The sequence below is a fragment of the Streptacidiphilus neutrinimicus genome (assembly GCF_000787815.1).
In the GTDB taxonomy this organism is placed as follows: domain Bacteria; phylum Actinomycetota; class Actinomycetes; order Streptomycetales; family Streptomycetaceae; genus Streptacidiphilus; species Streptacidiphilus neutrinimicus.
In genome coordinates, this window is record NZ_BBPO01000002.1 from 239,107 (window position 1) to 262,698 (window position 23,592).

The following is a 23,592-nucleotide window of genomic DNA, read 5'->3' on the forward strand; positions in this document are numbered from 1 at the left end:
TGGTGCGCGGCGAGAACGGCGCGGCCGTCGCCGTGCTGAAGATCGCCAACCCGGCGTTCGGCCCCGCCGAGATCGAGGCGCAGGACGCGGCCGCGGACCGGATCGCGGCCGCGCACCCCGCGCTGCGCGTCGCCACCGTGCTGCGCGCGGAGGACGGCGCCGCGCGGTCCGCCGTCGTGGAGACCGCGTCCGGGCCGGTCACGGCCCGGCTGCTGCGGTATCTGCCGGGCGGCACGCTCACCGGACCGCGCCACCTGTCGTCGCGCGCCGTCGCGGCGATGGGCGCGATCGCGGGCCGGGTCAGCGCCACGCTGCGAGACTTCGACCATCCCGGGCTCGACCGGGTGCTGCAGTGGGACCTCCAGTACGCCGACCGCGTCCTCGCCCTGCTGCTGGAGCACGTCGACGACCCGGCCCAGCGCGCCGCGGTCGCGGCCGCCGCTGAGCACGCCTGGCGCGCGCTCGACGCCCTGCGCGAGCAACTGCCGCGCCAGGCCGTGCACATGGACCTGACCGACGACAACCTGGTCGCCGCCGTGGGCGACCCGCTGCGCACCCCGGACGGCGTCATCGACTTCGGCGACGTCGCCACGAGCTGGGCCGTCAGCGAACTCGCCGTCCCGCTCTCCTCGTTGCTGCATCACGACGGCGTGGAGCCGCACGAGGTGCTGCCCGCCGTCACGGCCTTCCACGCCGAGCGCCCGCTCAGCACCGCCGAGGCGCGGGCGCTGTGGCCGCTCGTGGTGCTGCGCGCCGCGACACTCGTGGCCAGCGGCCGCCACCAGGCCGCGGTCGACGGCGACGGCAACGCCTACGCCCGCGCGGCGCTGGACCGTGAGTGGCGGATCTTCGAGCAGGCGACGAGCGTGCCGTCGGAGGTGATGACCGGCCTCGTCCTTCACCGGCTCGGTCTGGACGCGCCCGCGCCCGCCAGCGCGCGGGATGCGGTCGAGGCCCCCGAGGCCGTTGCGGCCCTCGTCGCGGAGCTGAAGGCGGACGACATCGCCCTGCTCGACCTGTCCGCCGACTCCGACGCCATGGACCGCGGCGCGTGGCTGGAGGCGGGGGTCGAGGACCGGCTCGCCGGGGCGCTGCTCGGCGAGGGCGCGGCCGCGGTCCTCGCGCCGTACGGCAGGCCGCGGTTGAGCCGCTCCCAGGCTCTGGCCGCCACCTCGCCCGCCACCGTCCCCACCGGCCTCGACCTCTGGGTCGGCCGCGACGTGGTCGTGCGGGCCCCCGTGTCCGGACGCGTCCTGCGCGCCGCGGACGACGGGCCCGGAGGCGACATCTGCCACACCTTCGACGGCGGTGATTTGACGCTCCGTCTGTCCTTCGACGACGGCCGGGCCCTCGTCCGGGCCGACGCCTTGGCCCGAGCCGGGGACCCGCTCGTCGCACTGCGGGCCGGCGCCCGCGTCCACATCGCGCTGCACCGAGCCGGGCCGCCCGAGGTGCCGCGGCTGGTCCGGCCCGAGTACGCCGCCGGGTGGCTCGCCCTCACCGCCGACCCGACGCCGTTGCTGGGCCTGCCCGGCGCCGAAAGTCCTGTGGAGAGCCACCTGTTGGCGCGGCGCGCGGCCTCCTTCGCCGCCGTGCAGGGGCACTACTACGACGACCCGCCGCGGATCGAGCGCGGTTGGCGGCACCACCTGGTCTCCGACCAGGGCCGCGCCTACCTCGACATCGTCAACAACGTCAGTGCGATCGGCCACGCCCACCCCGCCGTAGAGCAGGCCGTCACCCGGCAGCTGCGTCGGCTCAACACCAACTCGCGCTTCCACTACGCCTCCGTGGTCGAGTTCAGCGAGCGCCTCGCCGCGCTCCTGCCCGAGCCGCTGGACACCGTCTTCCTCGTCAACTCCGGCTCGGAGGCCGTGGATCTGGGCATCCGTCTGGCCATCGGCGCGACGGGCCGCCACGACGTGGTGGCGCTGCGCGAGGCCTACCACGGCTGGACCTACGCCTCCGACGCCGTGTCCACCTCCCTGCAGGACAACCCCAACGCCCTGGCGACCCGCCCCGGTTGGGTGCACACGGTGGACTCGCCCAACTCCTACCGGGGCCGCCACCGGGGCGCCGAGGCCGCCCGCTACGCGCCCGAGGCGGTCCGGCAGATCGACGCACTCGCCGCCTCAGGGCGGGCGCCCGGAGCCTTCGTCGCGGAGACGTTCTACGGCAACGCGGGCGGCGTGGCCCTGCCCGACGGCTATCTGGCGCAGCTCTACGCCGCCGTCCGCCGCCACGGCGGCCTGGCCGTCGCCGACGAGGTCCAGGTCGGCTACGGACGGCTCGGGCACTGGTTCTGGGGCTTCGAGCAGCAGGGCGTCGTCCCGGACGTCGTCTGCGTCGCCAAGGCCATGGGCAACGGGCACCCGCTCGGCGCGGTGATCACCTCCAGGGCGGTCGCCGAACGCTACCGGGATCAGGGCTACTTCTTCTCCTCCACCGGAGGCAGCCCCGTCTCCAGCGTCGTCGGCAGCACCGTCCTCGACGTGCTGCGCGACGAGGACCTGCAGGGCAACGCCGTCCGCGTCGGGGCGCGGCTGAAGGCCGGGCTGGAGGCGCTCGGCGAGCGTCATCCGCTCGTCGGCGCCGTCCACGGCTCGGGGCTCTACCTCGGTCTGGAACTGGTCCGCGACCGCGCGACGCTGGAGCCCGCCACGGAGGAGACGGCGGAGCTGTGCGACCGGATGCTCGGCCTCGGTGTGGTCGTCCAGCCCACCGGCGACCACCTCAACGTGCTGAAGATCAAGCCGCCGCTGTGCATCGACGCGGAGGCCGTCGACTTCTTCACCGCGACGCTCGACCGCGCGCTCGGGGAACTGGGCCACTGATCACGGGTCGGGTGCCGGAGAGCGCGGTCACCAGGTCAACGGGCCGTCCGCGGTGAAGCAGCCGCCGGTCGGGCCGTCCCGACCGACGGAGGCCATCCGCACGATGATCTCCGCGCCCTGCTCCACGGTCTGACGGCCGGCGTGCCGGTTGATGTCGGTCGCGGTGTGGCCGGGCTCCACGGCGTTGATGCGCATGCCGGGGAAGGCCTTGGCGAACTGGACGGTGATCATGTTCACCGCCGCCTTGGACGCGGGGTAGGCGACGCCGGGGTAGTGGTAGCGGGAACTGGCGGGATCGGCCACCTCGCTGACGAACGCCAGGCCGCTGCTGACGTTGACCACCACCGGCGCGGCCGAGCGCGCCAGCAGCGGCAGGAACGCGTGGGTCACCCGGACCAGGCCCACCACGTTGGTCTCCAGGACGTCGCGCATCACGTCGGCGGTCAGCTCCGCAGCGCCGATGATGCGGTCGTCAGGGGAGTACTGCTCGATGCCGGCGTTGTTGACCAGCACGTCCAGCCCGCCGTCCGCCTCCACGGACTTCACGGCCGCCTCGACCGAGGCGTCGTCGGTCACGTCCAGCTGGACGAACCGCGCGCCGACGTTCGACGCGGCGGCGCGGCCGCGTGCCTCGTCCCGGCTGCCCAGGTAGACGGTGTGGCCGTCCGCGACAAGGCGGCGGGCGGTCTCGAAGCCGAGGCCCTTGTTGGCCCCGGTGATCAATGTCGTCGTCATACGCACCATCGTGCCCCGGGCCCCCGTCGGCCTCGACGGATTTTCGGCCGACCGTCAGGGCGACGCGTGTGGCCCACACATCCGGGCGGGCCTCCGCCGCAGCCGGCGAGCGTCCGGCGACGACCCCCCGGCTACGACAGGTAGTTCTCCACCTCCGAGGCCGGACGCACCCGTGCCTCGTCCGGGTCCTGACCCGCGTCGAGACGGGCCCGCCGCTGGCGCAGCAGGTCCCAGCACTGGTCGAGTTGGGTCTCCACGGCGGCCAGCCGGCCGCGTTCGGTGTCGGCGTCGATCTGCTGGGCGGCGAGCTGGTCGCGCAGATCCCGCTCCTCGCCCACGAGCTCGTGGATCCGGGCGAGGACGGAGTCCTCGCCGCTGGGGCTCTGCTGGGTCATGGTGATCTCCGTCCGCTCGGTCGGGCCGCCCCGCCCGGCGGCGGGGAGAGGGGCGACCTCGGGCATCAGAGCCCAGTCTCCCGCGCCGGGCGAGGATCCGCAGGGTGAATCGCGTGGCGCGCCCGGCGCCCGGAATGTTCAACCCCGCAGCATTGCCCTGTTCCTGCCAGGCGCTCCACCATGGCGTCGGGCGCCCGGCTCCGGGCGCCGCACGGGTCCGCACCTCCGGGAGGAATTCATGGCATCGCGCACATCCGCCCGCACCACGCGTCACCCGCTCCGTGCCGCGGCCACCGCCGCCGCAGCTCTCGGCCTGGCCGCCGTCCTGGCCACGGCCGTCGCGCCCGCCGCCCACGCCGCGGGCGTCGTCGACCCCGCGCCGATCGGTCCGAACCAGTTCTTCACCGGCCTGGTCGACGGCGCAAGCACCGACGCCGCGATCCAGATGGCATGCTTCGGCCCCGTCACCGCGGGCGAGACCGGCCACCCCCTGCCCGGGCAGACCGTCGAGGTCCTGCCCGCGCCCGCCTCCGGCACCGTCGACGTCGGCTACACGGGCTCCGCCGCCACGGACGTGGTGGTGAACTTCGGCCCCGTCTCGACGACCCCGCCGGTGACGCTGGGCTTCTACGCCGTCAAGGTGGCCATTCCGACCAGCCTGGTCCTGCCCTGCGCCGGCACCGGCACGGTCGCGTTCGTCCCCGAGCCGGGCAGCGCGACGGCCCGCTCGGCGACCCTGACGGTCCGCTACGTGCCTCAGCCGTAGCCCGGCGCCGGGCCTCGCCTGGCACCGCCCGGCCCGGCCCCCGCCTGACCCGGCCCGAGTCTGTGCGGGCCCGAGTCTGTGCGGGCCTGGTCGGAGCGTGGTCCGGGCCGGTCGTCGGTCACGTCCCCGACCAGGCCCGTTCCAGCAGCTCGTCCAGCTCGGCGCGACCGACCGGGCGCGGGTTGGCGTAGGGCGCGGCCAGGACCTCGTCGGCCACCCGGCCCAGGTCCTCGTGCCGCACGCCGAGCCCGCGCAGGGTCCGCGGCGCGCCGAGCCGCTCCGCGAGGCACGCCAGCGCCGCGGCCGGGTCGTCCGCGCCGAGGGCGCGGGCCAGGGCCGCGCGGGCCTCCGGCGCGGCTGGCAGGTCGAAGGCCGCGACGTAGGGGAGCATCACCGCGTGCGTCTCCGCGTGCGGGAGGTCGAGCAGGCCCCCGAGGACGTGGCAGAGCTTGTGGTGCAGGCCCATGGTGGTGGCGCCGAGGCAGGCCCCGCACAGCCACGCGCCCTGCAGGGCGGCGGCGCGGGCGTCCAGGTCGTCCGGGCGGTCGGCGATCGCCGGCAGGGCGACCGCGAGGTCGCGCACGCCCTGCTCGGCCATCGCGGCGACGACGGGGGAGCCGTCGGGGGCGTACAGGGCCTCCACGGCGTGGGCCATCGCGTTGAGACCGCTGGTCACCGACACCGGGACGGGCAGCGCGCGCGTCAGTTCCGGGTCGTACAGGACGGTGCGCGGCAGCACCGCGCGGTCGCGGCCGGTCTGCTTGCGGGCGTTCTCGGTCAGCCCCCAGATCGGCGTCATCTCCGAGCCGGCGTAGGTCGTCGGGACGGCGACCACCGCGAGGCCGTGGCGCAGCGCCAACGCCTTGGCCAGCCCGACCGTCGACCCGCCGCCGACCGCCGCACAGCCGTCGGCTTCCGCGGCGCGCGCCGCCCTTGCCGCGGCGGCCACCGTCGTGACCGGCACGTGCATCCGGGCCTCCGCGAAGACGCCGACCGCCCGCTCGGCCAGCAGCGCGGCCGCCCGGTCGGCGAGCGCGCGCTGACCGGGCGTGCACAGCACCAGCACCCGCTGCAGCCCGAGTCGTTCCGTCTCGGCGCGCAGGGAGCCCAGCGCGCCGGGCCCGAAGACGACCCGCATGGGCAGGGCCTCGTAGACGAAGGACCGCACGGTCACTCCTTCCCCTCCCCCTCCCGTGGATCCTCCCGCACCTCCCGCGCCAGTCGCACGTCGAAGTCCGCGTGCCGGAAGGGCGCGGTGACGCCGTGGCGGGCCGCCTGCTCCGGGTCGTCGACCCGGTGCTCGCGCGCGGCGTGGTGCCGGTGCCCGGGGGCAAGGCCGCCGCCCGGCCGCTCGGGGAGCCCGCCGTCTGCGGGGCGTGACCGTGCACGCGGGCGACATCGTGGTCGCCGACGAGGAGGGCGTCGTGGTGACCCCGCGCGCCCGCGCTGCGGAGACCCTCTCGGCGGTGCGGGCCAAGGGTCGCGAAGGAGGCCGCGCAGACCCTCGACGACTGGCGAGCCGACCACCGCGCCCGCGTCGACGCCCTCCCGGCTGAGGCCGGCTTCGCCGAGCAGGGCCCGTCAGGGCGGGATCTCGCCGGAGCCGCGGGGGATGAGGCGGGTGCGGACGAGGATGTGCTGAGGCGCGGCGGGTTCGCCGCGGAGGCGGCGGAAGAGGAGTTCGGCGGCGGTGCGACCCATCAGGGCCGGGTCCTGCGCCACCACCGTGACCGGGACGGCGAGCAGGTCGGCGAGCTCGAAGTCGTCGAACCCGACCAAAGCGGGGCGTTCCTGACGCCCCGCCAGCTCGCGCAGCACCGCGACGGTGGTGCGGTTGTTGCCGCACATCAGGGCGGTGACCGGGTGCGGATCGGAGAGCATGCGCGCGAGCGCGAACCGCAGACCGAGCGGATCGGGGCGGCCCATGGCGATCCATGGCTCCTCGACGGGGCAGCCCGCGTCCGCCATGGCCTGCCGGTAGCCGGCCAGCCGCTCCGCGGCGGTGAAGATGTCCGGGGCGTCGCCGAGGTAGCCGATCCGGCGGTGGCCCTGGCGCAGCAGGTGGGCGGTGCCTGCGACGGCTCCGGCGCGGTTGTCGGCGAGGACGGTGTCCACCTCCAGGCCGGGCATCGGGCGATCCACGCTGACCAGCGCCGTGCCGGCGGCCGCCTCGGGGGCGAGGTAGGCGTGGTCGGCGGAGGTGGGCACCACGATCAGCCCGTCCACGCGCCGCGCGCAGAAGCCGAGCGCGAGGGCGCGCTCGCGCGCGGAGTCCTCGGCGGAGGAACCGGTCAGCAGCAGTGAGTCGTGGGCGCGCACGACCTCCTCGACGGCCCGGCTCAGCTGCGAGTAGAACGGATCGGCGACGTCCTCCAGCAGCAGGCCGACGCTGCCGGTCCGCGCGCCCTGACGCAGCAGCCGGGCGCCGTCGTTGCGGCGGAAGCCGAGCTGGTCGATGACGGCGCGCACGCGCCCGGCCGTGGCCTCGCTGACCCCGGCCTCGCCGTTGACGACGCGCGAGACGGTCTTCAGGCCGACGCCCGCCGCCGCGGCGACGTCCTTCATGGTGGGCCTGATCGAGCCTCCGGGACGATCCGTGCTGGCGGGCATCTGCGGGCCACCGTCCCTTCCGGGGAACGCCTGCGGGAACGCCGGACTGCGGCACAGCATAGACAACGTTGCCGATTTCGTGGAGACAAACGACAGGCCTGCGTGAGGCATTGACGTGCTGTCAGCTTACCTGTTCAATCCGAAGCCAACGACGACAACGTTGTCCTCGTCGTCTCGCGGGGGAGGTGTGCCGTGGCGGAGCCGTTGCTGGAAGCACGCGGCGTGATCAAGCGGTTCGGGCATGTGCAGGCGTTGCAGGGAGCCGACTTCGCGGCCTACGCCGGCGAGGTGGTCGCCCTGATCGGCGACAACGGCGCGGGCAAGTCGACGCTGGTGGGCGTCCTCTCCGGCGTCCTCGCCCCGGACGGCGGGGAGATCCTGCTGGACGGAGCGCCGGTGCGCTTCGGCGGGCCGCAGGACGCGCGGCGCGCCGGAGTGGAGACGGTCTATCAGGATCTCTCCCTGGCACAGGACCTGGACGCTCCGGCCAACCTCTACCTGGGCCGTGAGCTGGTACGCAAGGGCGTGCTGGGCCGGCTCGGCGTACTGGACCGGTCGGCCATGCGCCGCGACGCGGTGCGCGCCTTCGCCGAGCTCGGCGTCACCCTCAAGGACCCCACCGTCCCCGTGGCCGCCCTCTCCGGCGGCCAGCGCCAGTCCGTTGCCGTGGCCCGCGCGGTGGCCTTCGCCAACCGGGTCGTCTTCCTGGACGAACCCACCGCCGCGCTGGGCGTGGTCCAGCGCGCACGCGTGCTGGAGACCGTGCGGAGGGTGGCGGACCGTGGCATCGGCGTCGTGCTGATCAGTCACAACATGCCCGAGGTGCTGTCGGTCGCGGACCGGGTGGAGGTGCTCCGGCTGGGCCGCCGCGTCGCCTCGCTGCGGGCGGCGGACACCTCGATCGAGGAGCTGGTCGGCGCGATGACCGGTTCCCTGGACCGCGCCGACCTGCCGTCCCCGCAGGAACCCGAGATGCAAGCCGAAGTGCGAGCCGAGTCGCGACCCGAGCAGCGGCTCGAGCCGCAGGCCGAGCCGCAGCCGTCCGACGAGGAGGTCCGATGACGACGACCGAGACCGGGCAGCGTCCGCCCGCGCGGACGTTCGTCGCCCGGACGCCGCCGCTGCTGCGCCGGGCCGCCGGGATCGGCGAACTGTGGACCTTCCTCATCCTCGCCGCGCTCGTCGTGTTCTTCACCATCGCCGCCCCCGGCAAGTTCTTCACCACCTACGACCTCACCCAGATCGCCGTCAACGCGGCGATCTACCTGGTGCTCGGCGTCGGCATGACGTACGTGATCATCACCGCGGGCATCGACCTGTCGATCGGCTCGGTGCTCGTCCTGGCCGCGGTCGCGGCGGGGGAGTGGAACATCCACCACGGCGGAGCCGGAGCGGGCTGGGGCACGGTCGCGGCCTGCGTGGCCATCGCGCTCGCGGTCGGCGCCGCCTGGGGCGCGCTCCAAGGGGCCGTCGTCGCGACGGAGAAGGTGCCGCCGCTCATCGTCACCCTCGGCGGCCTAGGGGCGGCGCTCGGCATCGCCGAACTCGCGACCGGCGGCCAGGATCCGGCCGACACCGCGGCGAACAACCTGCAGAACACGCTCGGTTACGGCAAGCTGCTCGGCATTCCATGGCTGGTGATCCTCGCCGCGGTCGTCACGCTGGTGTTCGGCCTGGTGCTGGGCCTCACCCGGTTCGGCACCCACACCTTCGCCATCGGCTCCAACCCGGCCGCGAGCCGCCGCGCGGGCATCCGCGTCGGCGCGCACCTGGTCAAGGTCTACGCCCTGATGGGTCTGCTCGCCGGGCTCGGCGCGGTGATGTGGCTGGCCTCCTACGGCACCACCTCGATCGCCGGCCACTCGACCGACAACCTCAAGGTCATCACGGCGGTGGTGCTGGGCGGCACGAGCCTCTTCGGCGGGCGCGGCTCGGTGCTGGGGACCGTCATCGGCGTGTTCATCCCGGCCGTGCTGAACACCGGACTGATCGTCATCGGCGTCCAGCAGTACTGGCAGGACGTGGCGGTGGGCGTGGTCCTGGTCGCCGCCGTCTACATCGACCAGATGCGCCGCCGCACGCGCGAGCGCAACTGAAGCGGGAGCCCGGAGCGGAGCCCACAGCCGCAAGCCACAGCCGCAAGAGAGGACACCACACCACCATGTCGAGCACCACATCGCCGACCCCTCGCAAGCGCGCACTGTTCGCGGCCGCCACGGTCGCCCTCGCCCTGGCCACCACGGCGTCCTGCAGCTCCTCCGGCAGCACGGGGTCGGCCGGAGGCGGGGCGGCGGGCAAGAAGATCGCCATGATCACCGGCGTCAAGAGCGACCCCTTCTACATCACCATGACCTGCGCGGCGCAGGCCGAGGCCAAGGCCAAGGGCATCACCTTCACCGCGGACGGCTCCGCGCAGTGGGACGTCTCCGTGCAGCGTCCGCTGATCGACTCCGTCGGCGCGTCCCACCCGGACGGTCTGATGATCTCCCCGGTGGACACCGAGGCGCTCACGCCGTCGCTCAAGCAGATCCAGTCCTCCGGGACGAAGATCGCGCTGGTGGACACCTCCGTCACGGACTCCTCCGTGGGGATCACCCGGATCTCCTCCGACAACGAGAAGGGCGGGCAGGTCGCGGCCGACGCGCTGGCCAAGCAGATGGGCGAGAAGGGCTCCGTCATCGTCATCAGCGTGAAGCCCGGCATCTCCACGACGGACGCCCGGATCAAGGGCTTCACCGAGGAGATGGCCAAGTATCCGGGCATCAAGGTGCTGCCGACCCTCTACGACAACGACCTGCCGGCGACGGCGGCCTCCCAGATCCAGTCCACCCTGGCCGCGCACCCCGACCTCGGCGGGGTCTTCGCGGGCAACACCAACACCGGGCAGGGCGTGGCGACCGGCCTCGCCCAGGCGGGCAAGCAGGGCGTGGTGAAGGTGGCCGCGTTCGACGCCGAGCCCGACGAGATCACCGCCCTCAAGAACGGCACCCTGCAGGTCCTCGTCGCCCAGGACCCGGCCGCGATCGGCACCGAGGCGGTGGACCAACTCGCCGCGTCCTTCGCCGGGAAGCCGGTCCAGGCATCCCTCGGCACGACCATGGTGGCCATCACCAAGGACAACCTGAACGACCCGCAGGTCGCCAAGTACGTCTACAAGGCCGCCTGCTGAGCTGCAGTCCCAGGTTTCCCGTCGGCGGCCGGAGTCCGGCCGCCGACGGGAGGTGCGACGGTACAGCGCTCAGGAGGGCCATGTCGTGACGTACGAGCGACGGCGCCCCCGGGGTCGGCTGCCGACTGTCCCAACGGACGGTCACCACGAACGTGGTCACACCACGACCGGTCGCCCTGGAACACCAGCGCGGCCGCCTTCTCCACCAGGATCTCCGCCGAAGCGTGTGCGGACCTGACAGCGCTGCCAGTCGCGAGCCATTCCCTCACTTGCTCGACGTTCTCGCGCTCCACGGGGCGCGGGCTGCGCGAAACTCTTCCCTCTGACGCAGGCGCGTCAGACGACGGGCTCCTAGGGTGACGGCAGGAACAGGACGGCGGAGGGACTCTGGTATGGCCGCCCGAACCGAGCTCGGTTCGGGCGCTTCTCCCGTCCTGCTTCTCCGTTCGGCCACCGACTTCGGCCAGTCGCCGGCGGGCTGGCGGTTGATCACGTTGATGCGGTTGTAGGCGTTGATGACGGCGATGAGACCGATCAGCGCGGCCAACTGCTCGTCGTCGTAGTGCTTTGCCGCGTTCTGCCACGCTTCGTCGCTGACGCCGCCGGCCGCGTCGGCGATGCGGGTGCCCTGTTCGGCCAGTTCCAGGGCCGCGCGCTCGGCCTCGGTGAAGACCGTGGCCTCGCGCCAGGTCGCCACCAGGTTGAGGCGCTGGGCCGTCTCTCCGGCGGCGGTGGCGTCCTTGGTGTGCATGTCGGTGCAGAAGCCGCAGCCGTTGATCTGACTGGCGCGGATCTTCACCAGCTCCTGCGTGGCGTGCGGCAGGGTCGAGTCGGAGACGACCTTGCCCGCGGAGTTGACGTACTTGAACAGCGCGGGGCCGATGCCGCTGCCGAACAGGTTCAGGCGGGCTTCCATGACGAATCTCCTTGCCGTTGTCGACGCTTTCACAGGTATGACAGACGGCGGAGCGCGAGTGTGACAGCGGGCCCCGGGAATTCCCGGATCAGCCGCGCGGAAGCTGCTCGGACAGCACCGACGGCAGGCCCGTCCAGTCGGAGGAGACGAAGGACGCGTGCGCGGCGGCCAGCTGGGCCACTCGCGCGCTGGCGTCCGCCTGGGAGGGGGCGGTGTCCGAGATCGCCGGGTCGACGTTCTGGGCGTCGGTCATCACCAGCAGGTAGTGGTTGGCGTCGTACCAGGAGGTGTCGATGCCGCCGTCGACGTAGGCGTGGGCGTCGCCGTCGAAGACGACGAACCACGGGCGCAGGGTCGCGTCGGAGTAGCGGGTGCGGGGGTCGCCGGAGGCGGCGCCGAGGACGGAGGGGAAGATCTGGGCCTGGCCCAGGTTGCCCGCGGCCTGGAGGGCGGCCAGGTGCTGGGCGTACTCGGTGTCGGTCCACAGGTGGTCGAAGGGGTTGTTCTGCTCGAACGTGCCCGGGATGGCCTCGATGACCACCTTGCCCGCGAGCGCGGAGCGCTTCGGCCACGCGTCGGCGCGCGCCGCCGCGTCCAGGGACGGGTAGCCGGCCATCAGGTCGGCCGGCCGGTAGACGTCGGACCCGAGGTGGGCCTGCACGAGGGAGTCCAGCTGCGTGGGGCCGAGGCCCACGGTGGCGTCGAAGCCGGCCTTCATCTCGAGCTTGATCATGATCGGCGGGTGGCCGGGGTGCGCGGCCAGCCAGATGCGGATGTCGTCCAGGCAGCTGCCGAGGTCCTTGTTGGCGCCGCCCCGGTAGAGGTCGGCCGCGGTGTTGGCGTCGACGCAGTTGTTGGAGTTGCCCAGCGGATTGGCGTGGCTGACCTTCCACTCAAGCGTGAACGGGTCGACCCAGGTGTCGAGTTCGACCAGCGAGGTGCCCGCGTCCAGCGCCTGCGCGAGGTAGGGGAAGGCGGCGGTGTCGTTGTAGGTGTTGTGCAGCCCGACCGAGGTGCCCGCGGCCAGCGAGAGGTCGCCGGTGTCCTGCGCGGCGGCGGTCCCGCTCGGCAGCGCGAACGGGAACAGGCATGCGGCGGCGGTCAGCAGGCACGAGACGAGACGACGCTGGACGGGGCGACGTGAGGCGGCCATCGGTCCTCCGGGACGGCGGAAGGGGGCCGACGGGACGCGTCGGCCGCGCGCAGGCTTTCTTGGCATGCACGCGGCGTGATGGTAACCCCGGCGGATGGCGTGAGGGTGACGCTTCGTCAAAGAGCAGGATCAGCGGCCGTGGTCACGGCAGGGCGCGGGTGAGCCAGACCAACTCGCCGCTCTCCTCCTTCGAGACGCGGTCCCGCTCGAAGCCGAGCTTCGCCAGCACGCGGAACGAAGGGGCGTTCCAGGGACGGACGGTGGACCACAGCCGCCGACGGCCCGTCGCCGTGGCGGCGTCGAGCACGGCGCGCGCCGCCTCGGTCGCGTAGCCGTGCCCGTGGGAGCTCCGGAGCAGCTCGTAGGCGATCTCCGGCTCGTCGACGGTCGTGCGACCCACCACGAGTCCGCAGTAGCCGATGAAGTCCCCCTCGGCGAGACGCGTGACGCGCAACAGCGCCAGACCGGTCGTCGCCGTCGCGGCGCGCCCCTCGGCGAGGATCTCGCGGGCGCGCTCGACCCGCGGCGCCGTCGCGGCCCCGCGTTCGGCGACCAGGAGGCAGAGGTCCTCGGCGTCGCCGTCGGTCCAGTGCTCGAGCCGCAGCCGTTCGGTCTCCAGGTGCGTCGGCATCGGGGCGTACGGGATCGACATGCGGTCACTGTGCACCACCGCACACCGGGGCCGGAAGACGGCCTCAGATCGTGACCGGGCCCTTGGGGGTGGCGAACTCGACGGAGACCAGGCCGGGTTCCTCATCCTCGACCCAGGTCACGTCGATCTGGTCCAGCGGGTGGTCCGCCGGTTCGCCGAGGAACTCGGCGATGGCGGCTGGGTCGCCCGCGATGGAGACGCCCTGGATCCGGGCCGAGGTGCGCGGGTCCGCGCTCGGGCGCTCCTCCGTCGGCACCAACCACTGCAGGAAGTAGGGGAGTTGCGGATCCTCCATCAGCTCCAGCAGGCCGATCTGCTTCCATCGCAGGTCGAAGCCGTCGGGCCGGACCCGGTGCCCCTCGGCGGAGGTGCGGCCGAGCCGCTCCTCGACCGGGCCGATGTCGTCGACGGAGACCACCCAGCCGAGCCAGCCGCCGCCCTCGGCCGCCCGGCGGGCCACCGCCTGCCCGAAGGGCGCGCGGTCGGCGGCGGGGTGGTCGAGTGTGGTGACCACCTCGACGTAGGTGCCGCCGGCCAGCGGGAGGACGAAGTTGCGGGTGCCGAAGCGAGGGTGCACGCCCCCGTCCACGAACCCGGCTCCGAGCGCCGAGCCGATCCGCTGAACCGTCGAGACGAAGCTGTCGCGGGCCACCGCGTAGGAAACGTGATCAAGTCGCACCGCGCCATCATGACCCGGCGGACCGGCGTGAACGCCCACGCCACGCCCGCCGGGACGGCCGCGTCAGCCGCGGAGCGGATCGATCATCGTCATGCCGGCGGGGGAGGCGCGGTCGAAGCCCGGCAGCAGCGCGGCCGCCTCGTCCAGCCCCACGACCCGCTCGATCAGCCGCTGCGGACGCAGCGCGCCGCTCGCGATCAGCGCGAGCATCGCCGGGTAGTCGGCCGCTGCCATGCCGTGGCTGCCCAGCAGGTCCAGCTCCCACCCGATGACGCGGTCCATCGGCACCCGCGGGTGCCCCGCGACCGGCGGCAGCAGGCCGACCTGCACGTGGCGGCCGCGACGCCGCAGGCTCAGCACCGCGTCCACGCAGGTCCGCTCGCTGCCTACGGCGTCCACGGCGACGTGGCTGCCGCCTCCGGTCAGCTCGTGCACCCGCGCCGCGACGTCAGAGCCGGGCTGACCGTCCGCGGGCACCCCGTCCTCGGGCGCGCCCTCCGTTGGCCGACCGCCCGAGGGCACGTCGTCCACGGGCCGATCGGCCGAGGCCACGTCGTCCACGGGCCGATCGGCCGAGGGCACGTCGTCCGCCAGCAGGACGCGGTCCGCGCCGAGGGCGCGCGCCGCGTCCAGCGCGACCTGGTGGCGGTCGACGGCCACGACGTGCGCGCCCAGCGCCTTCGCGATCATCACGGCGCTCAGTCCGACGCCGCCCGCGCCGACCACGGTCAGCCACTCGCCGGCCTCCAGCCGGGCCCGGCCGGTCAGCGCGCGGAACGCGGTCGCGAACCGGCAGCCCAGGCTCGCCGCGGCGGCGAAGGACACCCCGTCGGGCACCGCCACCAGGTTGGTGTCCGCGGCGTGGAGCGCGACCAGCTCGGCGAAGGAGCCCCAGTGCGTGAAGCCCGGCTGCTGCTGCCGCGGGCAGACCTGTGCGTCGCCGGAGCGGCAGTAGGAGCAGCGCCCGCACCCGCACACGAAGGGCACGGTCACCCGGTCCCCGACCGCCCAGCGTTCGACGCCTGTCCCGACCTCGGCGACCACCCCGGCCAGCTCGTGCCCGGGCACGTGCGGCAGCGCGACATCGTCGTGGCCCGCCCAGGCGTGCCAGTCGCTGCGGCACAGCCCGGTCGCGTGCACCCGCACCACGACGCCGCCCGCGGGCGGCGTCGGGTCCGGCACCTCCCGTACGACGACCGGCTCCCCGATCCGATCCATCACCACCGCGCGCAACTCGCCGCTCCCCTCGCCGCTTCAGTGCCGTTCCCGCGCCGTTCCCGTGTCGTTCCCGCGCCCAACCTAACGGAGGTCGTGGGGGGTCTGCCTTTTCCCGCTGCACGCGCGTGAGAATAGGACCAGGCCCCGTCAGTCCGGGCGAAAGCGGGCGGGAGTTCGCGGACGGAGAACCGGGCGTCGTGTCCTCGGCCACGGGCCGTCGTGATGGGTACAGTGCAGAGACGGGGGACGCGGGTCCGCCGTGTTCTCGGCGCGCCTGAGTGCCCTCGCTTCTTCCGCCAGCCAGACTTCGGACTTGCTCGACCACCCCGGAAGGATTGCCATGTCCGAGAACATTGACGTCAATCTCGAAGCGAATGAGGGGGGCGCGGGTGGTTGCCCCGTCGCGCACGGGCGCGCGCCGCACCCGACGCAGGGCGGGGGGAACCGCCAGTGGTGGCCGGAGAGGCTGAACCTGCGGATCCTGGCGAAGAACCCAGCGGTGGCGAACCCGTTGGGTGAGGGCTTCGACTACGCGGCCGCGTTCAGCGCCCTCGACCTGGCGGAGGTCAAGCGCGACATCGGCACGGTGCTCACCACCTCGAAGGACTGGTGGCCGGCGGACTTCGGCAACTACGGGCCGTTCATCATCCGCATGGCCTGGCACAGCGCCGGGACCTACCGCATCCGCGACGGCCGCGGCGGTGGCGGCACCGGCCAGCAGCGCTTCGCCCCGCTCAACTCCTGGCCCGACAACGCCAGCCTCGACAAGGCCCGCCGCCTGTTGTGGCCGGTGAAGAAGAAGTACGGCAAGTCCCTGTCCTGGGCCGACCTGATCATCCTCGCGGGCAACGTCGCGCTGGAGGACATGGGCTTCACGACGTTCGGCTTCGGCGGCGGCCGCGAGGACGCCTGGGAGCCGGACGAGGACGTGTACTGGGGCCCGGAGACCACCTGGCTCGGCGACGAGCGCTACACCGGCGACCGTCAGCTGGAGAACCCGCTGGGCGCGGTCCAGATGGGCCTGATCTACGTCAACCCCGAGGGCCCCAACGGCAAGCCGGACCCGATCGCCGCCGCGCGCGACATCCGCGAGACGTTCTACCGGATGGCGATGAACGACGAGGAGACGGTCGCGCTCATCGCGGGCGGCCACACCTTCGGCAAGACCCACGGCGCGGGCCCGGCCGACAACGTCGGCCCCGACCCGGAGGACGCGCCGATCGAGCAGCAGGGCCTCGGTTGGCGGTCCACCTTCGGCACCGGCAAGGGCGCGGACGCGATCACCTCGGGCCTCGAGGGGATCTGGACGGACACCCCGACCACCTGGGACAACAGCTTCTTCGAGATCCTCTTCGGCTACGAGTGGGAGCTGTTCAAGTCCCCGGCGGGCGCCAACCAGTGGCGTCCGAAGGACGGCGGCGGCGCGGGCACCGTCCCGGACCCGTTCGACCCGGCCAAGAAGCACCAGCCGACCATGCTCACGACGGACCTCTCCCTGCGCTACGACCCGATCTACGAGCCGATCTCACGCCGCTTCCTGGCCGACCCGGCCGCGTTCGCGGACGCCTTCGCGCGCGCCTGGTTCAAGCTGACCCACCGCGACATGGGCCCGATCGCCCGCTACCTCGGCCCCGAGGTCCCGGCCGAGCAGCTGCTCTGGCAGGACCCGGTGCCCGCCGAGTCCCGTTCGCGGCTCGACGCCTCGGACATCACCAAGCTCAAGGCGAAGATCGCCGAGGCGGGCCTGTCCGTGGCGCAGCTGGTCTCCACAGCCTGGGCCTCCGCTTCATCCTTCCGTGGCAGCGACAAGCGCGGCGGCGCGAACGGCGCCCGGGTCCGGCTGCAGCCGCAGGCCGGCTGGGAGGTGAACGACCCCGACCGGCTGGCAGTCGCGCTGCGGGCGCTGGAGGGCGTGCAGCAGGCGTTCAACGCCGGGCTGTCCGGCGGCAAGCAGGTCTCCCTCGCCGACGTGATCGTGCTGGCCGGCGGCGTGGGCGTGGAGCAGGCCGCGCGGGACGCCGGGCTGAGGGTCGAGGTGCCGTTCACCCCGGGCCGCGGGGACGCGACGCAGGACCTGACCGACGTCGAGTCCTTCTCGGCCATGGAGCCGGTCGCGGACGGCTTCCGGAACTACCTCGGCAAGGGTAACACCCTCGGCGCGGAGTACCTGCTGCTGGACAAGGCCAATCTGCTGACGCTGTCGGCGCCGGAGATGACGGTCCTGGTCGGCGGTCTGCGCGTGCTGGGCGCCAACCACCAGGGCTCCTCCCTCGGCGTGTTCACCGACCGGCCGGGCACGCTGACGAACGACTTCTTCGTCAACCTGCTCGACCTGGACACCACCTGGACCCCGGTCGCCGAGGACGCGAGCGCCTTCGAGGGCCGCGACGCCTCCGGCCGGGTCCGCTGGACCGGCAGCCGCGCCGACCTGGTCTTCGGCTCCAACTCCGAGCTGCGCGCCGTGGCCGAGGTCTACGCGTGCGACGACGCGCACGAGAAGTTCGCGGCGGACTTCGTCGCCGCCTGGGCCAAGGTCATGGACCTGGACCGCTACGACGTGCGCTGACGTCGTAGGCCCTGGCGTCCGCTCTCAGCTCGCAGCGTCCGGGCCGGTCTGCCCGACCGGCCCGGACGTCGTCGCGTGGAGCTCCTTGACCGCGCCGACGGCCCGGTCGGTCCGGCCCGCCGCGAGGTGGGTCAACAGCCGTTCGCAGCAGCGGTTCCGGCGCAGGATCGCATCCGCGTCCGGCGGCGCCCCCAGCAGGCTGAGCCGGCCGAGCAGGTCCGCGGCGACCTCGCGCACGGCGGGGCCGCCCAGGGTCTCGGCCAGGTCCAGATGGAATCGGGTCGTGAGCTCCAGCAGCGCGGCCGGGTCCGGGCCCGCCTCCCGCGTGCGGTCCACCACGTCCCGCAGGCCCTTCAGATGCTCGGCGGCGACCTCGCCTGAGGCGTGGGCGACCAGCCCGCACTCCAGCAGCAGCAGGAACGCGTCGACCGCCGCCGCGGCGGCCGGGTCGTGGCAGGCGGGCACGACCGCGTGCCAGTCGGCGGAGACGAAGGTGCCGCCGGTGCGGCCGCGCCGGCGGTCCAGCAGCCCGTCCTGGCACATGCCCTCCAGGGCGCGGCGCACCGTCATCTCGCCGATGCCGAGCTGCTCGGCGAGACGGCCGGTGTCCGGGAGCCGGTCGCCCGGCCGCAGCGCGGAGAGCCGGACGAGCAGCGCGATGCGTGAACGGACCAGGTCGGCGCCGGTCTGTGGTCCGGCCCCGGAGAAGGCGGGGAACGGAGCCGCCTGGTTGTAGGGGCCGAACTTGCCCGCGCTGCTCACCACGCGGTCACCCTAACTCTCGCCGTCCCTCGGCCTACGCGCCTAGCCCGCGTGGCTGTCCGCGACGATCGAGCCGACGCGGTCGCCCAGCGTCGGATCGCGGCGGACCAGCACCGCGGCGTAGGCGAGCGCGGCGAGCAGGATGCCGAGGGCGAGGTAGGGGAACCAGTCGTACGGGCTGGGCTGGCCGGGCTTCACGAGATAGTAGAGCGGCACCAGGATCGCCGCCGCGCCGAGGCCGGGCAGCAGCGCGTGCCGCACCCACTGGAACTCGCTGGGCCGGTAGCGCCGGTAGTAGAACGGCAATGCCACGTTGGACGCGAGGTACACCAGTAGCACCAGGATCGTGCCCATGGTGGACGACTCGGCGAAGAAGACCATCGGGTCCATCGCCCCCGAGGCGGCGTGGCCGCCGAGCAGGTGGCCGAGGCCCCAGCCGCCGATGATCAGCAGCGAAATGGCGACGAAGGTGAGGATGGCCCGGGTGGGCGTGCGCCGGGTGGGGTGCACCGCGCCGATCGCGCTGGGCAGCAGGCCCTCGCGACCAGCGTTGAAGACCAGCCGGGCCTGGGAGTTGGTGCCCGCGATCAGCGCGCCGAGGGTCGAGGTGAGCCCGGCGAGGTACGCGAAGAAGGCCAGCACGCCGAGGGTCCCCTGGGCCACGTCGATGAACGGGACCGCGGAGGCGCCGACCTTGGTGACGTCGTAGCCGAAACCGGTCAGGGTGGCGTAGGAGAAGAGCACGTAGCTGACGGACATGACGCCGATGGAGAGGAAGACGGCGCGGCCGACGTTGCGCCGCGGGTCCTGCGTCTCCTCGGCCAGCGCGGCGGAGTTCTCCCAGCCGATGAAGAGGTAGACCGCGAGCGGGAAGCCCTCCGCCAGGCCCTGGAAGCCGCCGCTGATCCGGCTCGGCTCGAACGGGGCGAGGGAGAGGTGCCCGGCGTGGTTCACGATGGCCGCGACGGAGACGACGACCAGCACCAGCATCTCGACGCCGAAGAAGAGCCCGGCGAGCTTGGTGGAGACGGCGATGCCGCGCACCATCAGCACGACGGCGACGCCGGTCAGGACCAGCGTCCAGATGATCCAGGGGACGTTCCACTTGAGGTAGTGGTGCAGCGTCGTCTCCAGGAACCCGCCGGAGACGGCGATCACGGACGCCATGGCGATGATGTAGCCGAGCCCTGCCAGCAGCGCGGTGGTGACGGCGCTGGTCGGGCCGAAGGTCTTGCCGACGAAGGTGATGAAGCTGCCCGCCGAGGGGTGCGCCCGGGAGAACTGCGCGAGCGTGTTGCCCAGCAGCGCCACGGCGATGCCGGCGGCGATGACGGTGAGCGGGGAGGCCACCCCGGCGGTGGTGGCCAAAAAGCCGAAGCCGAAGAAGAAGCTCATCGCGGGGCCGATGTTGGCCATGGTCGCCGCGGCGATGTCGACCATGCCCAGCACGCCGCCGTTCAGGCGTTGGGTTCTGACGGTGGGGGAGGCGACGGTCTGCTCGGACACAGGCATGCTCCTTCGCGCGCGGTGCGGGTGTGGGCGCAGGTGGGTGGCGTGCCGAGAAAATAGTTCAACCCGATCAGTTAAACAAGGGTTCGCACAGGAGGGCCGCTCGCAGGTTCGTTCTGGTCCTCCAGCCGCGCCAGGTCACGGCCCGTCAACTCACCGATCCGGCGCACCCGGGAGTGCACGGTTTTGACGTGCACGTGCAGCGCGTGGGCCGCACGGGACCAGGACCCGTCCGGCTCCGGGAAGGCGGCGAGGGTCTCCAGCAGGGAGCCGGAGTCGACGCGGCCGTGCGCGGTCAGCGAGCCCAGCGCGTCGCTCGCGCCGACGTCGTCGGCGGGCCAGGCCCGCTGGAGCGCGTCGACGATCAGCGCCTCGGGCGCACAGTCCCGTCGTACTGCCCGACTGCGTGGACATCCCGCAGGGCACCCCGCAGGACCGCGCCGACGAACGTCACCCGGCCGGGCCGGTCGCCGCGAAAGGCCCCGGCGGCGGAGCGGTCGGGGGATGATGGAGATCGTCCGTAGCCAGAAGAACCGTAAGGAGCCGAGAATGCGCGCCGACATCGTGCCGGGTGGGGTCTTCCCTGACTACGAGCTGACCGACCACACCAAGGCCCGCCGCACTCTGAGCGATCTGCAGGGCGGCGACCCGATGGTGCTGATCCTCTCGCGCGGCCACTTCTGCCCCAAGGATCATCAGCAGCATCTCCAACTCGCCGCCCACTGGGCCGAGATCGCCGTCGCCTACACCAAGGTCGTGACCATCGCCACGGACAACCTCTTCGAGCTGAACGAGTTCCGCGCCGCCGTCGGCGCGCAGTGGACCTTCCTGTCCGACGTGGGCCGTAAGGTGCAGCAGGATCTGGACATCCAGGAGTACACGGACACCACCCATGACCCGATGATTCCGCACACGCTCGTGCTCAAGCCGGGCCTGGTGATCCACAGCGTCTACAACGGCTACTGGTACTGGGGCCGCCCCTCGATCGAGGACCTCCGCCGCGACCTGCGCGAGGTCACCCGCGAGGTCCGCCCGGACTGGGATCCGACCGTCCCCGGCCTCCGCGCCGCCTGGGACGCGGGCGACCACTCCCAGCACTATCCGTACCGGTAGGGCCGGCCGCCGACCGCGCCCGGCCCGTCGGGCCCCGCTCGCGAGCCGGGCGACCATCGTGTCGACCACCACCGGACCGGCGGTGACGCGCCCGCGGGGGGTAGGTGGAGGAGGGACCAGCAGGTCACGGTTGCTGTAGTGGCTGCCGATCCAGCCCAGGGCCCACCGCCGACGCTCCGTCGGCTCCGGCTCCGTCCGGCGCTTTTCCCCGCCAGGCGGTCAGTCGTCCAGGCCCCAGCTGATGACGTGTTCCGGGTGGACCCGGATCACCTCCGGGCTGAAGTGGGGGCCCAACTCGTGTGGGCCAGTGAGCAGTTCGGCGGTGCCGCGGATCTCGACGCCGCGCACGCGCCAGGGGTGGGTGCTCACCAGGTCGTCGACGACGAGCGAGATCCTGGGGTTGGCCTGCAGGTTGCGCCACTTCTTCGTGGCGCCCATGCGCAGGCCGCCGATCAGGATCGTGCCGTCGTCCTGGGGGAAGAACCCGACCGGATTGGCCTGCGGTTGCCCGGCCTGGTCGACCGTGGCCATCCGGCCGAGCCGCTGGCCGTCGAGGTAGGCGCGCTGCGCGGCGGTGAAGGCGGTGAAGGCGGTGGAGTCGGTCATGTCGGGCTCACTGCTTCAGTGCGGTGTCGCAGGTGTGGCAGAGCCACGGGGTCAGGTTCGGCGGGTACCAGTGCGAGCCGGGCGCCGTCGGGTGGTAGCTGTGCTTCTCCATCGGCGCGGTGTCCAGGCCGCACAGGGTCTGCTCGCCCGGATCGTCCGGTGCCTCCGGGGCGGACGACGCGGCGTGGACGGCCTTCAGGCCGCCGACCACCCAGCTCTTGCCGTCGAGGTTCGGGGTGTGCCCCGCCTGCGGTTCGATCAGCACGATGATGCCCACCCCTCCACGATCCCGCGCCGCCCGGGCGCACGCATCACGACCGCGCCGGATCGCCGGCGCGTCCACGGACTGAAAGTTCTCATTCATACTCTTGACACCTGCCTGACTCCATACACAAAGATGTGGTCCACCCCACACCTCGCCTCACCAAAGGTGGCCTCATGGAGCAACGCGCCCTGGAGTACGTGCCTGCCGACGAGAGATACGGCAAGCCGCGGTCGCTGTTCACCGTCTGGTTCGCGGCGAACATGCAGATCACCACCATCGTCACCGGCGCGCTGGGCGTGGTCCTCGGCCTGCCGCTGCCCTGGGCGGTCCTGGCTCTGGTGGTGGGCAACCTGTTCGGCGGCGTCTGCATGGCGCTGCACTCGGCGCAGGGGCCCAAGCTCGGCATCCCGCAGATGATCCAGAGCCGGGCCCAGTTCGGCGTGCTGGGCGCGGTGCTGCCGCTGCTCCTGGTCATCCTGATGTACGTCGGGTTCTTCGCCAGCAGCTCCGTCCTCGGCGGCTCGGCGCTGGCCGCGTGGACCGGCCTGCCGCGTTCCGCCTGCGTCGTCGCGGTGTCCGCCGTCTGTGTCGTGCTGGCGCTCTACGGCTACCGGCTGATCCACCAGGTGGAGCGCTGGATCAGCCTGGTCAGCGCCGTCGGCTTCGTCTACCTGAGCTACCGGCTGCTCGCGGCCCCCCACCCGGCCGGCCTGTGGCACGCGGGCTCCCTCGACGTCGGCACCTTCCTGCTCGTCGTCTCGATCGCCGCCACCTGGCAGATCACCTACGCGCCCTATGTCGCCGACTACTCGCGCTACCTGCCCGAGAACACCAGCAGCGCGGCCGCGTTCGGCTGGACCTACGCCGGCTCGGTCGGCGCCAGCATCTGGATGATGGCCTTCGGCTGCGTCGCCGCCGCGGTCGCGCCCAAGGCATTCGGCGCCGACTCGGTCGCCTACGTCGTGGGCCTCGCGCCCCGCTCGGTCTCGGGCGTGTTCTTCCTCGTCGTCGTGCTCGGGGTGCTCGCGGTCAACGTGCTCAACCTCTACGGCGCGTTCATGTCCACCACGACCACGCTCGGCGCCGTCTTCCGCTTCCGCGTCGGCCAGGGCGTGCGCGCCGCCTTCATCCTCGGCGCGGCGGCCGTCGGCACCGGCCTGGCCCTGCTGGCCCAGGCCGACTTCCTCAGCACCTTCGAGAACTTCATCCTGCTGCTGACGTACTTCCTGGTGCCGTGGACCGCGGTCAACCTGGTCGACTTCTACCTGATCCGCCACGAGCAGTACGACATCCCGGCGCTCTTCGACGCCGACGGCCGCTACGGCCGCGTCAACTGGCGCACCATGGCCGCGTACCTGGTCGGCGTCGCGGTCGAGGTGCCCTTCGTCAGCACCAGCTACTACACCGGCCCGATGGTCGCCCACCTCGGCGGCGCGGACATCTCCTGGATCCTCGGCCTGATCCTCTCCGCGGTCCTCTACTACCTCCTCATGCGCCCGTACGCGATCCCGCGCCCGGCCGCGCCGTCCGCCGCCCCGGCGCGGGAGCAGGTCCGGCCGAACGCCTGAGCCGCCGCCGCACGCGGATCGGCCGCCGCCGCGAATCGCGGCGACGGCCGATCGGTGGGGGTGGGGTCGGCGGGGG

General features: G+C 72.9%; 21 protein-coding genes and 2 pseudogenes. 9 read left to right on the forward strand and 14 right to left on the reverse strand.

Annotated elements, in window-relative coordinates; all coding sequences use genetic code 11:
* Positions 1 to 2,834 (forward strand): aminotransferase (locus TR48_RS02570; protein ID WP_063770883.1); only part of this gene is annotated, 2,834 nt, incomplete at its 5' end.
* Positions 2,835 to 2,861: 27 nt separating this feature from the next.
* Here the strand turns inward: TR48_RS02570 and TR48_RS02575 are convergent.
* Both TR48_RS02575 and TR48_RS02580 read right to left on the reverse strand, forming a co-directional pair.
* The gene (locus TR48_RS02575) at positions 2,862 to 3,569 is read right to left on the reverse strand and encodes an SDR family NAD(P)-dependent oxidoreductase (RefSeq protein WP_042364122.1); all 708 of its coding nucleotides are present in this window, start codon (positions 3,567 to 3,569) and stop codon (positions 2,862 to 2,864) included.
* Positions 3,570 to 3,700: 131 nt separating this feature from the next.
* Complete coding sequence (locus TR48_RS02580; protein WP_042364243.1) at positions 3,701 to 3,964, reverse strand: DUF2630 family protein; 264 nt, start codon at positions 3,962 to 3,964, stop codon at positions 3,701 to 3,703.
* A gap of 238 nt (positions 3,965 to 4,202) precedes the next feature.
* Here TR48_RS02580 and TR48_RS02585 point away from each other — a divergent pair, with 238 nt between their 5' ends.
* On the forward strand, positions 4,203 to 4,730 hold the full coding sequence (locus TR48_RS02585) for a hypothetical protein (protein WP_042364123.1): 528 nt from the start codon (positions 4,203 to 4,205) through the stop codon (positions 4,728 to 4,730).
* 118 nt (positions 4,731 to 4,848) lie between these two features.
* Here TR48_RS02585 and TR48_RS02590 read toward each other — a convergent pair whose 3' ends face one another.
* On the reverse strand, positions 4,849 to 5,868 hold the full coding sequence (locus TR48_RS02590; RefSeq protein ID WP_174501663.1) for a maleylacetate reductase: 1,020 nt from the start codon (positions 5,866 to 5,868) through the stop codon (positions 4,849 to 4,851).
* Between the two features lie 155 nt (positions 5,869 to 6,023).
* Between TR48_RS02590 and TR48_RS45120 the strand changes: the two are divergent.
* Positions 6,024 to 6,296, forward strand: a pseudogene (locus TR48_RS45120) (RraA family protein); the annotation flags it as partial.
* Positions 6,297 to 6,311: 15 nt separating this feature from the next.
* Here TR48_RS45120 and TR48_RS02600 read toward each other — a convergent pair.
* Entirely contained in the window at positions 6,312 to 7,340 is a 1,029-nt protein-coding gene (locus tag TR48_RS02600; protein ID WP_042364125.1) for a LacI family DNA-binding transcriptional regulator, read from the reverse strand.
* Positions 7,341 to 7,532: 192 nt separating this feature from the next.
* Here TR48_RS02600 and TR48_RS02605 point away from each other — a divergent pair, with 192 nt between their 5' ends.
* The 3 genes from TR48_RS02605 to TR48_RS02615 all read left to right on the forward strand — a co-directional run bounded on the left by TR48_RS02605 (position 7,533) and on the right by TR48_RS02615 (position 10,509).
* On the forward strand, positions 7,533 to 8,402 hold the full coding sequence (locus tag TR48_RS02605; RefSeq protein WP_084728709.1) for an ATP-binding cassette domain-containing protein: 870 nt from the start codon (positions 7,533 to 7,535) through the stop codon (positions 8,400 to 8,402).
* Entirely contained in the window at positions 8,399 to 9,436 is a 1,038-nt protein-coding gene (locus tag TR48_RS02610; protein WP_042364126.1) for an ABC transporter permease, read from the forward strand. The genes TR48_RS02605 and TR48_RS02610 overlap by 4 nt, the downstream gene beginning before the upstream one ends.
* Positions 9,437 to 9,501: 65 nt before the next feature.
* On the forward strand, positions 9,502 to 10,509 hold the full coding sequence (locus TR48_RS02615) for an ABC transporter substrate-binding protein (protein WP_042364127.1): 1,008 nt from the start codon (positions 9,502 to 9,504) through the stop codon (positions 10,507 to 10,509).
* 463 nt (positions 10,510 to 10,972) lie between these two features.
* Here the strand turns inward: TR48_RS02615 and TR48_RS02620 are convergent.
* The 5 genes and pseudogenes from TR48_RS02620 to TR48_RS02640 all read right to left on the reverse strand — a co-directional run.
* A pseudogene (locus TR48_RS02620) lies at positions 10,973 to 11,425 on the reverse strand (carboxymuconolactone decarboxylase family protein); the annotation flags it as partial.
* An 88-nt stretch (positions 11,426 to 11,513) separates the two neighbouring features.
* Positions 11,514 to 12,578 (reverse strand): phosphatidylinositol-specific phospholipase C domain-containing protein, encoded by a 1,065-nt coding sequence (locus TR48_RS02625; protein WP_052442348.1) that lies wholly within the window; start codon positions 12,576 to 12,578, stop codon positions 11,514 to 11,516.
* A gap of 142 nt (positions 12,579 to 12,720) precedes the next feature.
* Positions 12,721 to 13,230 (reverse strand): GNAT family N-acetyltransferase, encoded by a 510-nt coding sequence (locus TR48_RS02630; RefSeq protein ID WP_042364128.1) that lies wholly within the window; start codon positions 13,228 to 13,230, stop codon positions 12,721 to 12,723.
* A 43-nt stretch (positions 13,231 to 13,273) separates the two neighbouring features.
* Positions 13,274 to 13,909: a VOC family protein gene (locus TR48_RS02635; RefSeq protein ID WP_042364129.1), complete on the reverse strand. Its 636-nt coding sequence runs from the start codon at positions 13,907 to 13,909 to the stop codon at positions 13,274 to 13,276.
* Between the two features lie 63 nt (positions 13,910 to 13,972).
* The gene (locus TR48_RS02640) at positions 13,973 to 15,142 is read right to left on the reverse strand and encodes a zinc-dependent alcohol dehydrogenase family protein (protein WP_042364130.1); all 1,170 of its coding nucleotides are present in this window, start codon (positions 15,140 to 15,142) and stop codon (positions 13,973 to 13,975) included.
* Positions 15,143 to 15,467: 325 nt separating this feature from the next.
* Between TR48_RS02640 and katG the strand changes: the two genes are divergently transcribed.
* Positions 15,468 to 17,693 (forward strand): catalase/peroxidase HPI, encoded by a 2,226-nt coding sequence (katG, locus tag TR48_RS02645; RefSeq protein ID WP_042364131.1) that lies wholly within the window; start codon positions 15,468 to 15,470, stop codon positions 17,691 to 17,693.
* Between the two features lie 24 nt (positions 17,694 to 17,717).
* Here katG and TR48_RS02650 read toward each other — a convergent pair whose 3' ends face one another.
* The 3 genes from TR48_RS02650 to TR48_RS46765 form a co-directional block, all read right to left on the reverse strand.
* The gene (locus TR48_RS02650) at positions 17,718 to 18,458 is read right to left on the reverse strand and encodes a FadR/GntR family transcriptional regulator (protein WP_042364132.1); all 741 of its coding nucleotides are present in this window, start codon (positions 18,456 to 18,458) and stop codon (positions 17,718 to 17,720) included.
* 39 nt (positions 18,459 to 18,497) lie between these two features.
* Positions 18,498 to 19,967, reverse strand: a complete 1,470-nt coding sequence (locus tag TR48_RS02655; protein ID WP_042364133.1) for an APC family permease — start codon at positions 19,965 to 19,967, stop codon at positions 18,498 to 18,500.
* Between the two features lie 71 nt (positions 19,968 to 20,038).
* Positions 20,039 to 20,527, reverse strand: coding sequence for a helix-turn-helix domain-containing protein (locus TR48_RS46765; RefSeq protein WP_052442349.1), 489 nt, complete (start codon positions 20,525 to 20,527; stop codon positions 20,039 to 20,041).
* Here TR48_RS46765 and TR48_RS02665 point away from each other — a divergent pair.
* Positions 20,514 to 21,077: a redoxin domain-containing protein gene (locus TR48_RS02665; RefSeq protein ID WP_052442350.1), complete on the forward strand. Its 564-nt coding sequence runs from the start codon at positions 20,514 to 20,516 to the stop codon at positions 21,075 to 21,077. The genes TR48_RS46765 and TR48_RS02665 overlap by 14 nt on opposite strands.
* 219 nt (positions 21,078 to 21,296) lie before the next feature.
* On the opposite strand, the gene TR48_RS02670 is transcribed toward TR48_RS02665, so the two are convergent.
* Entirely contained in the window at positions 21,297 to 21,683 is a 387-nt protein-coding gene (locus TR48_RS02670; RefSeq protein ID WP_042364134.1) for a PPOX class F420-dependent oxidoreductase, read from the reverse strand.
* 7 nt (positions 21,684 to 21,690) lie between these two features.
* On the reverse strand, positions 21,691 to 21,960 hold the full coding sequence (locus TR48_RS02675; protein ID WP_052442351.1) for a hypothetical protein: 270 nt from the start codon (positions 21,958 to 21,960) through the stop codon (positions 21,691 to 21,693).
* A 161-nt stretch (positions 21,961 to 22,121) separates the two neighbouring features.
* On the opposite strand from TR48_RS02675, the gene TR48_RS02680 reads away from it, so the two are divergent.
* Positions 22,122 to 23,516, forward strand: a complete 1,395-nt coding sequence (locus TR48_RS02680; protein ID WP_042364135.1) for a purine-cytosine permease family protein — start codon at positions 22,122 to 22,124, stop codon at positions 23,514 to 23,516.
* The last annotated feature ends 76 nt before the right edge of the window (positions 23,517 to 23,592 follow it).

Bases quoted from the DNA above. Each gene is read 5' to 3' on its own strand.
- TR48_RS02575 (WP_042364122.1), bottom strand. From the start codon at position 3,569: ATGACGACGACATTGATCACCGGGGCCAACAAGGGCCTCGGCTTCGAG.
- TR48_RS02580 (WP_042364243.1), bottom strand. From the start codon at position 3,964: ATGACCCAGCAGAGCCCCAGCGGCGAGGACTCCGTCCTCGCCCGGATC.
- TR48_RS02585 (WP_042364123.1), top strand. From the start codon at position 4,203: ATGGCATCGCGCACATCCGCCCGCACCACGCGTCACCCGCTCCGTGCC.
- TR48_RS02590 (WP_174501663.1), bottom strand. From the start codon at position 5,868: ATGCGGGTCGTCTTCGGGCCCGGCGCGCTGGGCTCCCTGCGCGCCGAG.
- TR48_RS02600 (WP_042364125.1), bottom strand. From the start codon at position 7,340: ATGCCCGCCAGCACGGATCGTCCCGGAGGCTCGATCAGGCCCACCATG.
- TR48_RS02610 (WP_042364126.1), top strand. From the start codon at position 8,399: ATGACGACGACCGAGACCGGGCAGCGTCCGCCCGCGCGGACGTTCGTC.
- TR48_RS02615 (WP_042364127.1), top strand. From the start codon at position 9,502: ATGTCGAGCACCACATCGCCGACCCCTCGCAAGCGCGCACTGTTCGCG.
- TR48_RS02625 (WP_052442348.1), bottom strand. From the start codon at position 12,578: ATGGCCGCCTCACGTCGCCCCGTCCAGCGTCGTCTCGTCTCGTGCCTG.
- TR48_RS02630 (WP_042364128.1), bottom strand. From the start codon at position 13,230: ATGTCGATCCCGTACGCCCCGATGCCGACGCACCTGGAGACCGAACGG.
- katG (WP_042364131.1), top strand. From the start codon at position 15,468: ATGTCCGAGAACATTGACGTCAATCTCGAAGCGAATGAGGGGGGCGCG.
- TR48_RS02655 (WP_042364133.1), bottom strand. From the start codon at position 19,967: ATGCCTGTGTCCGAGCAGACCGTCGCCTCCCCCACCGTCAGAACCCAA.
- TR48_RS02665 (WP_052442350.1), top strand. From the start codon at position 20,514: ATGCGCGCCGACATCGTGCCGGGTGGGGTCTTCCCTGACTACGAGCTG.
- TR48_RS46765 (WP_052442349.1), bottom strand. From the start codon at position 20,527: ATGTCGGCGCGCATTCTCGGCTCCTTACGGTTCTTCTGGCTACGGACG.
- TR48_RS02670 (WP_042364134.1), bottom strand. From the start codon at position 21,683: ATGACCGACTCCACCGCCTTCACCGCCTTCACCGCCGCGCAGCGCGCC.
- TR48_RS02680 (WP_042364135.1), top strand. From the start codon at position 22,122: ATGGAGCAACGCGCCCTGGAGTACGTGCCTGCCGACGAGAGATACGGC.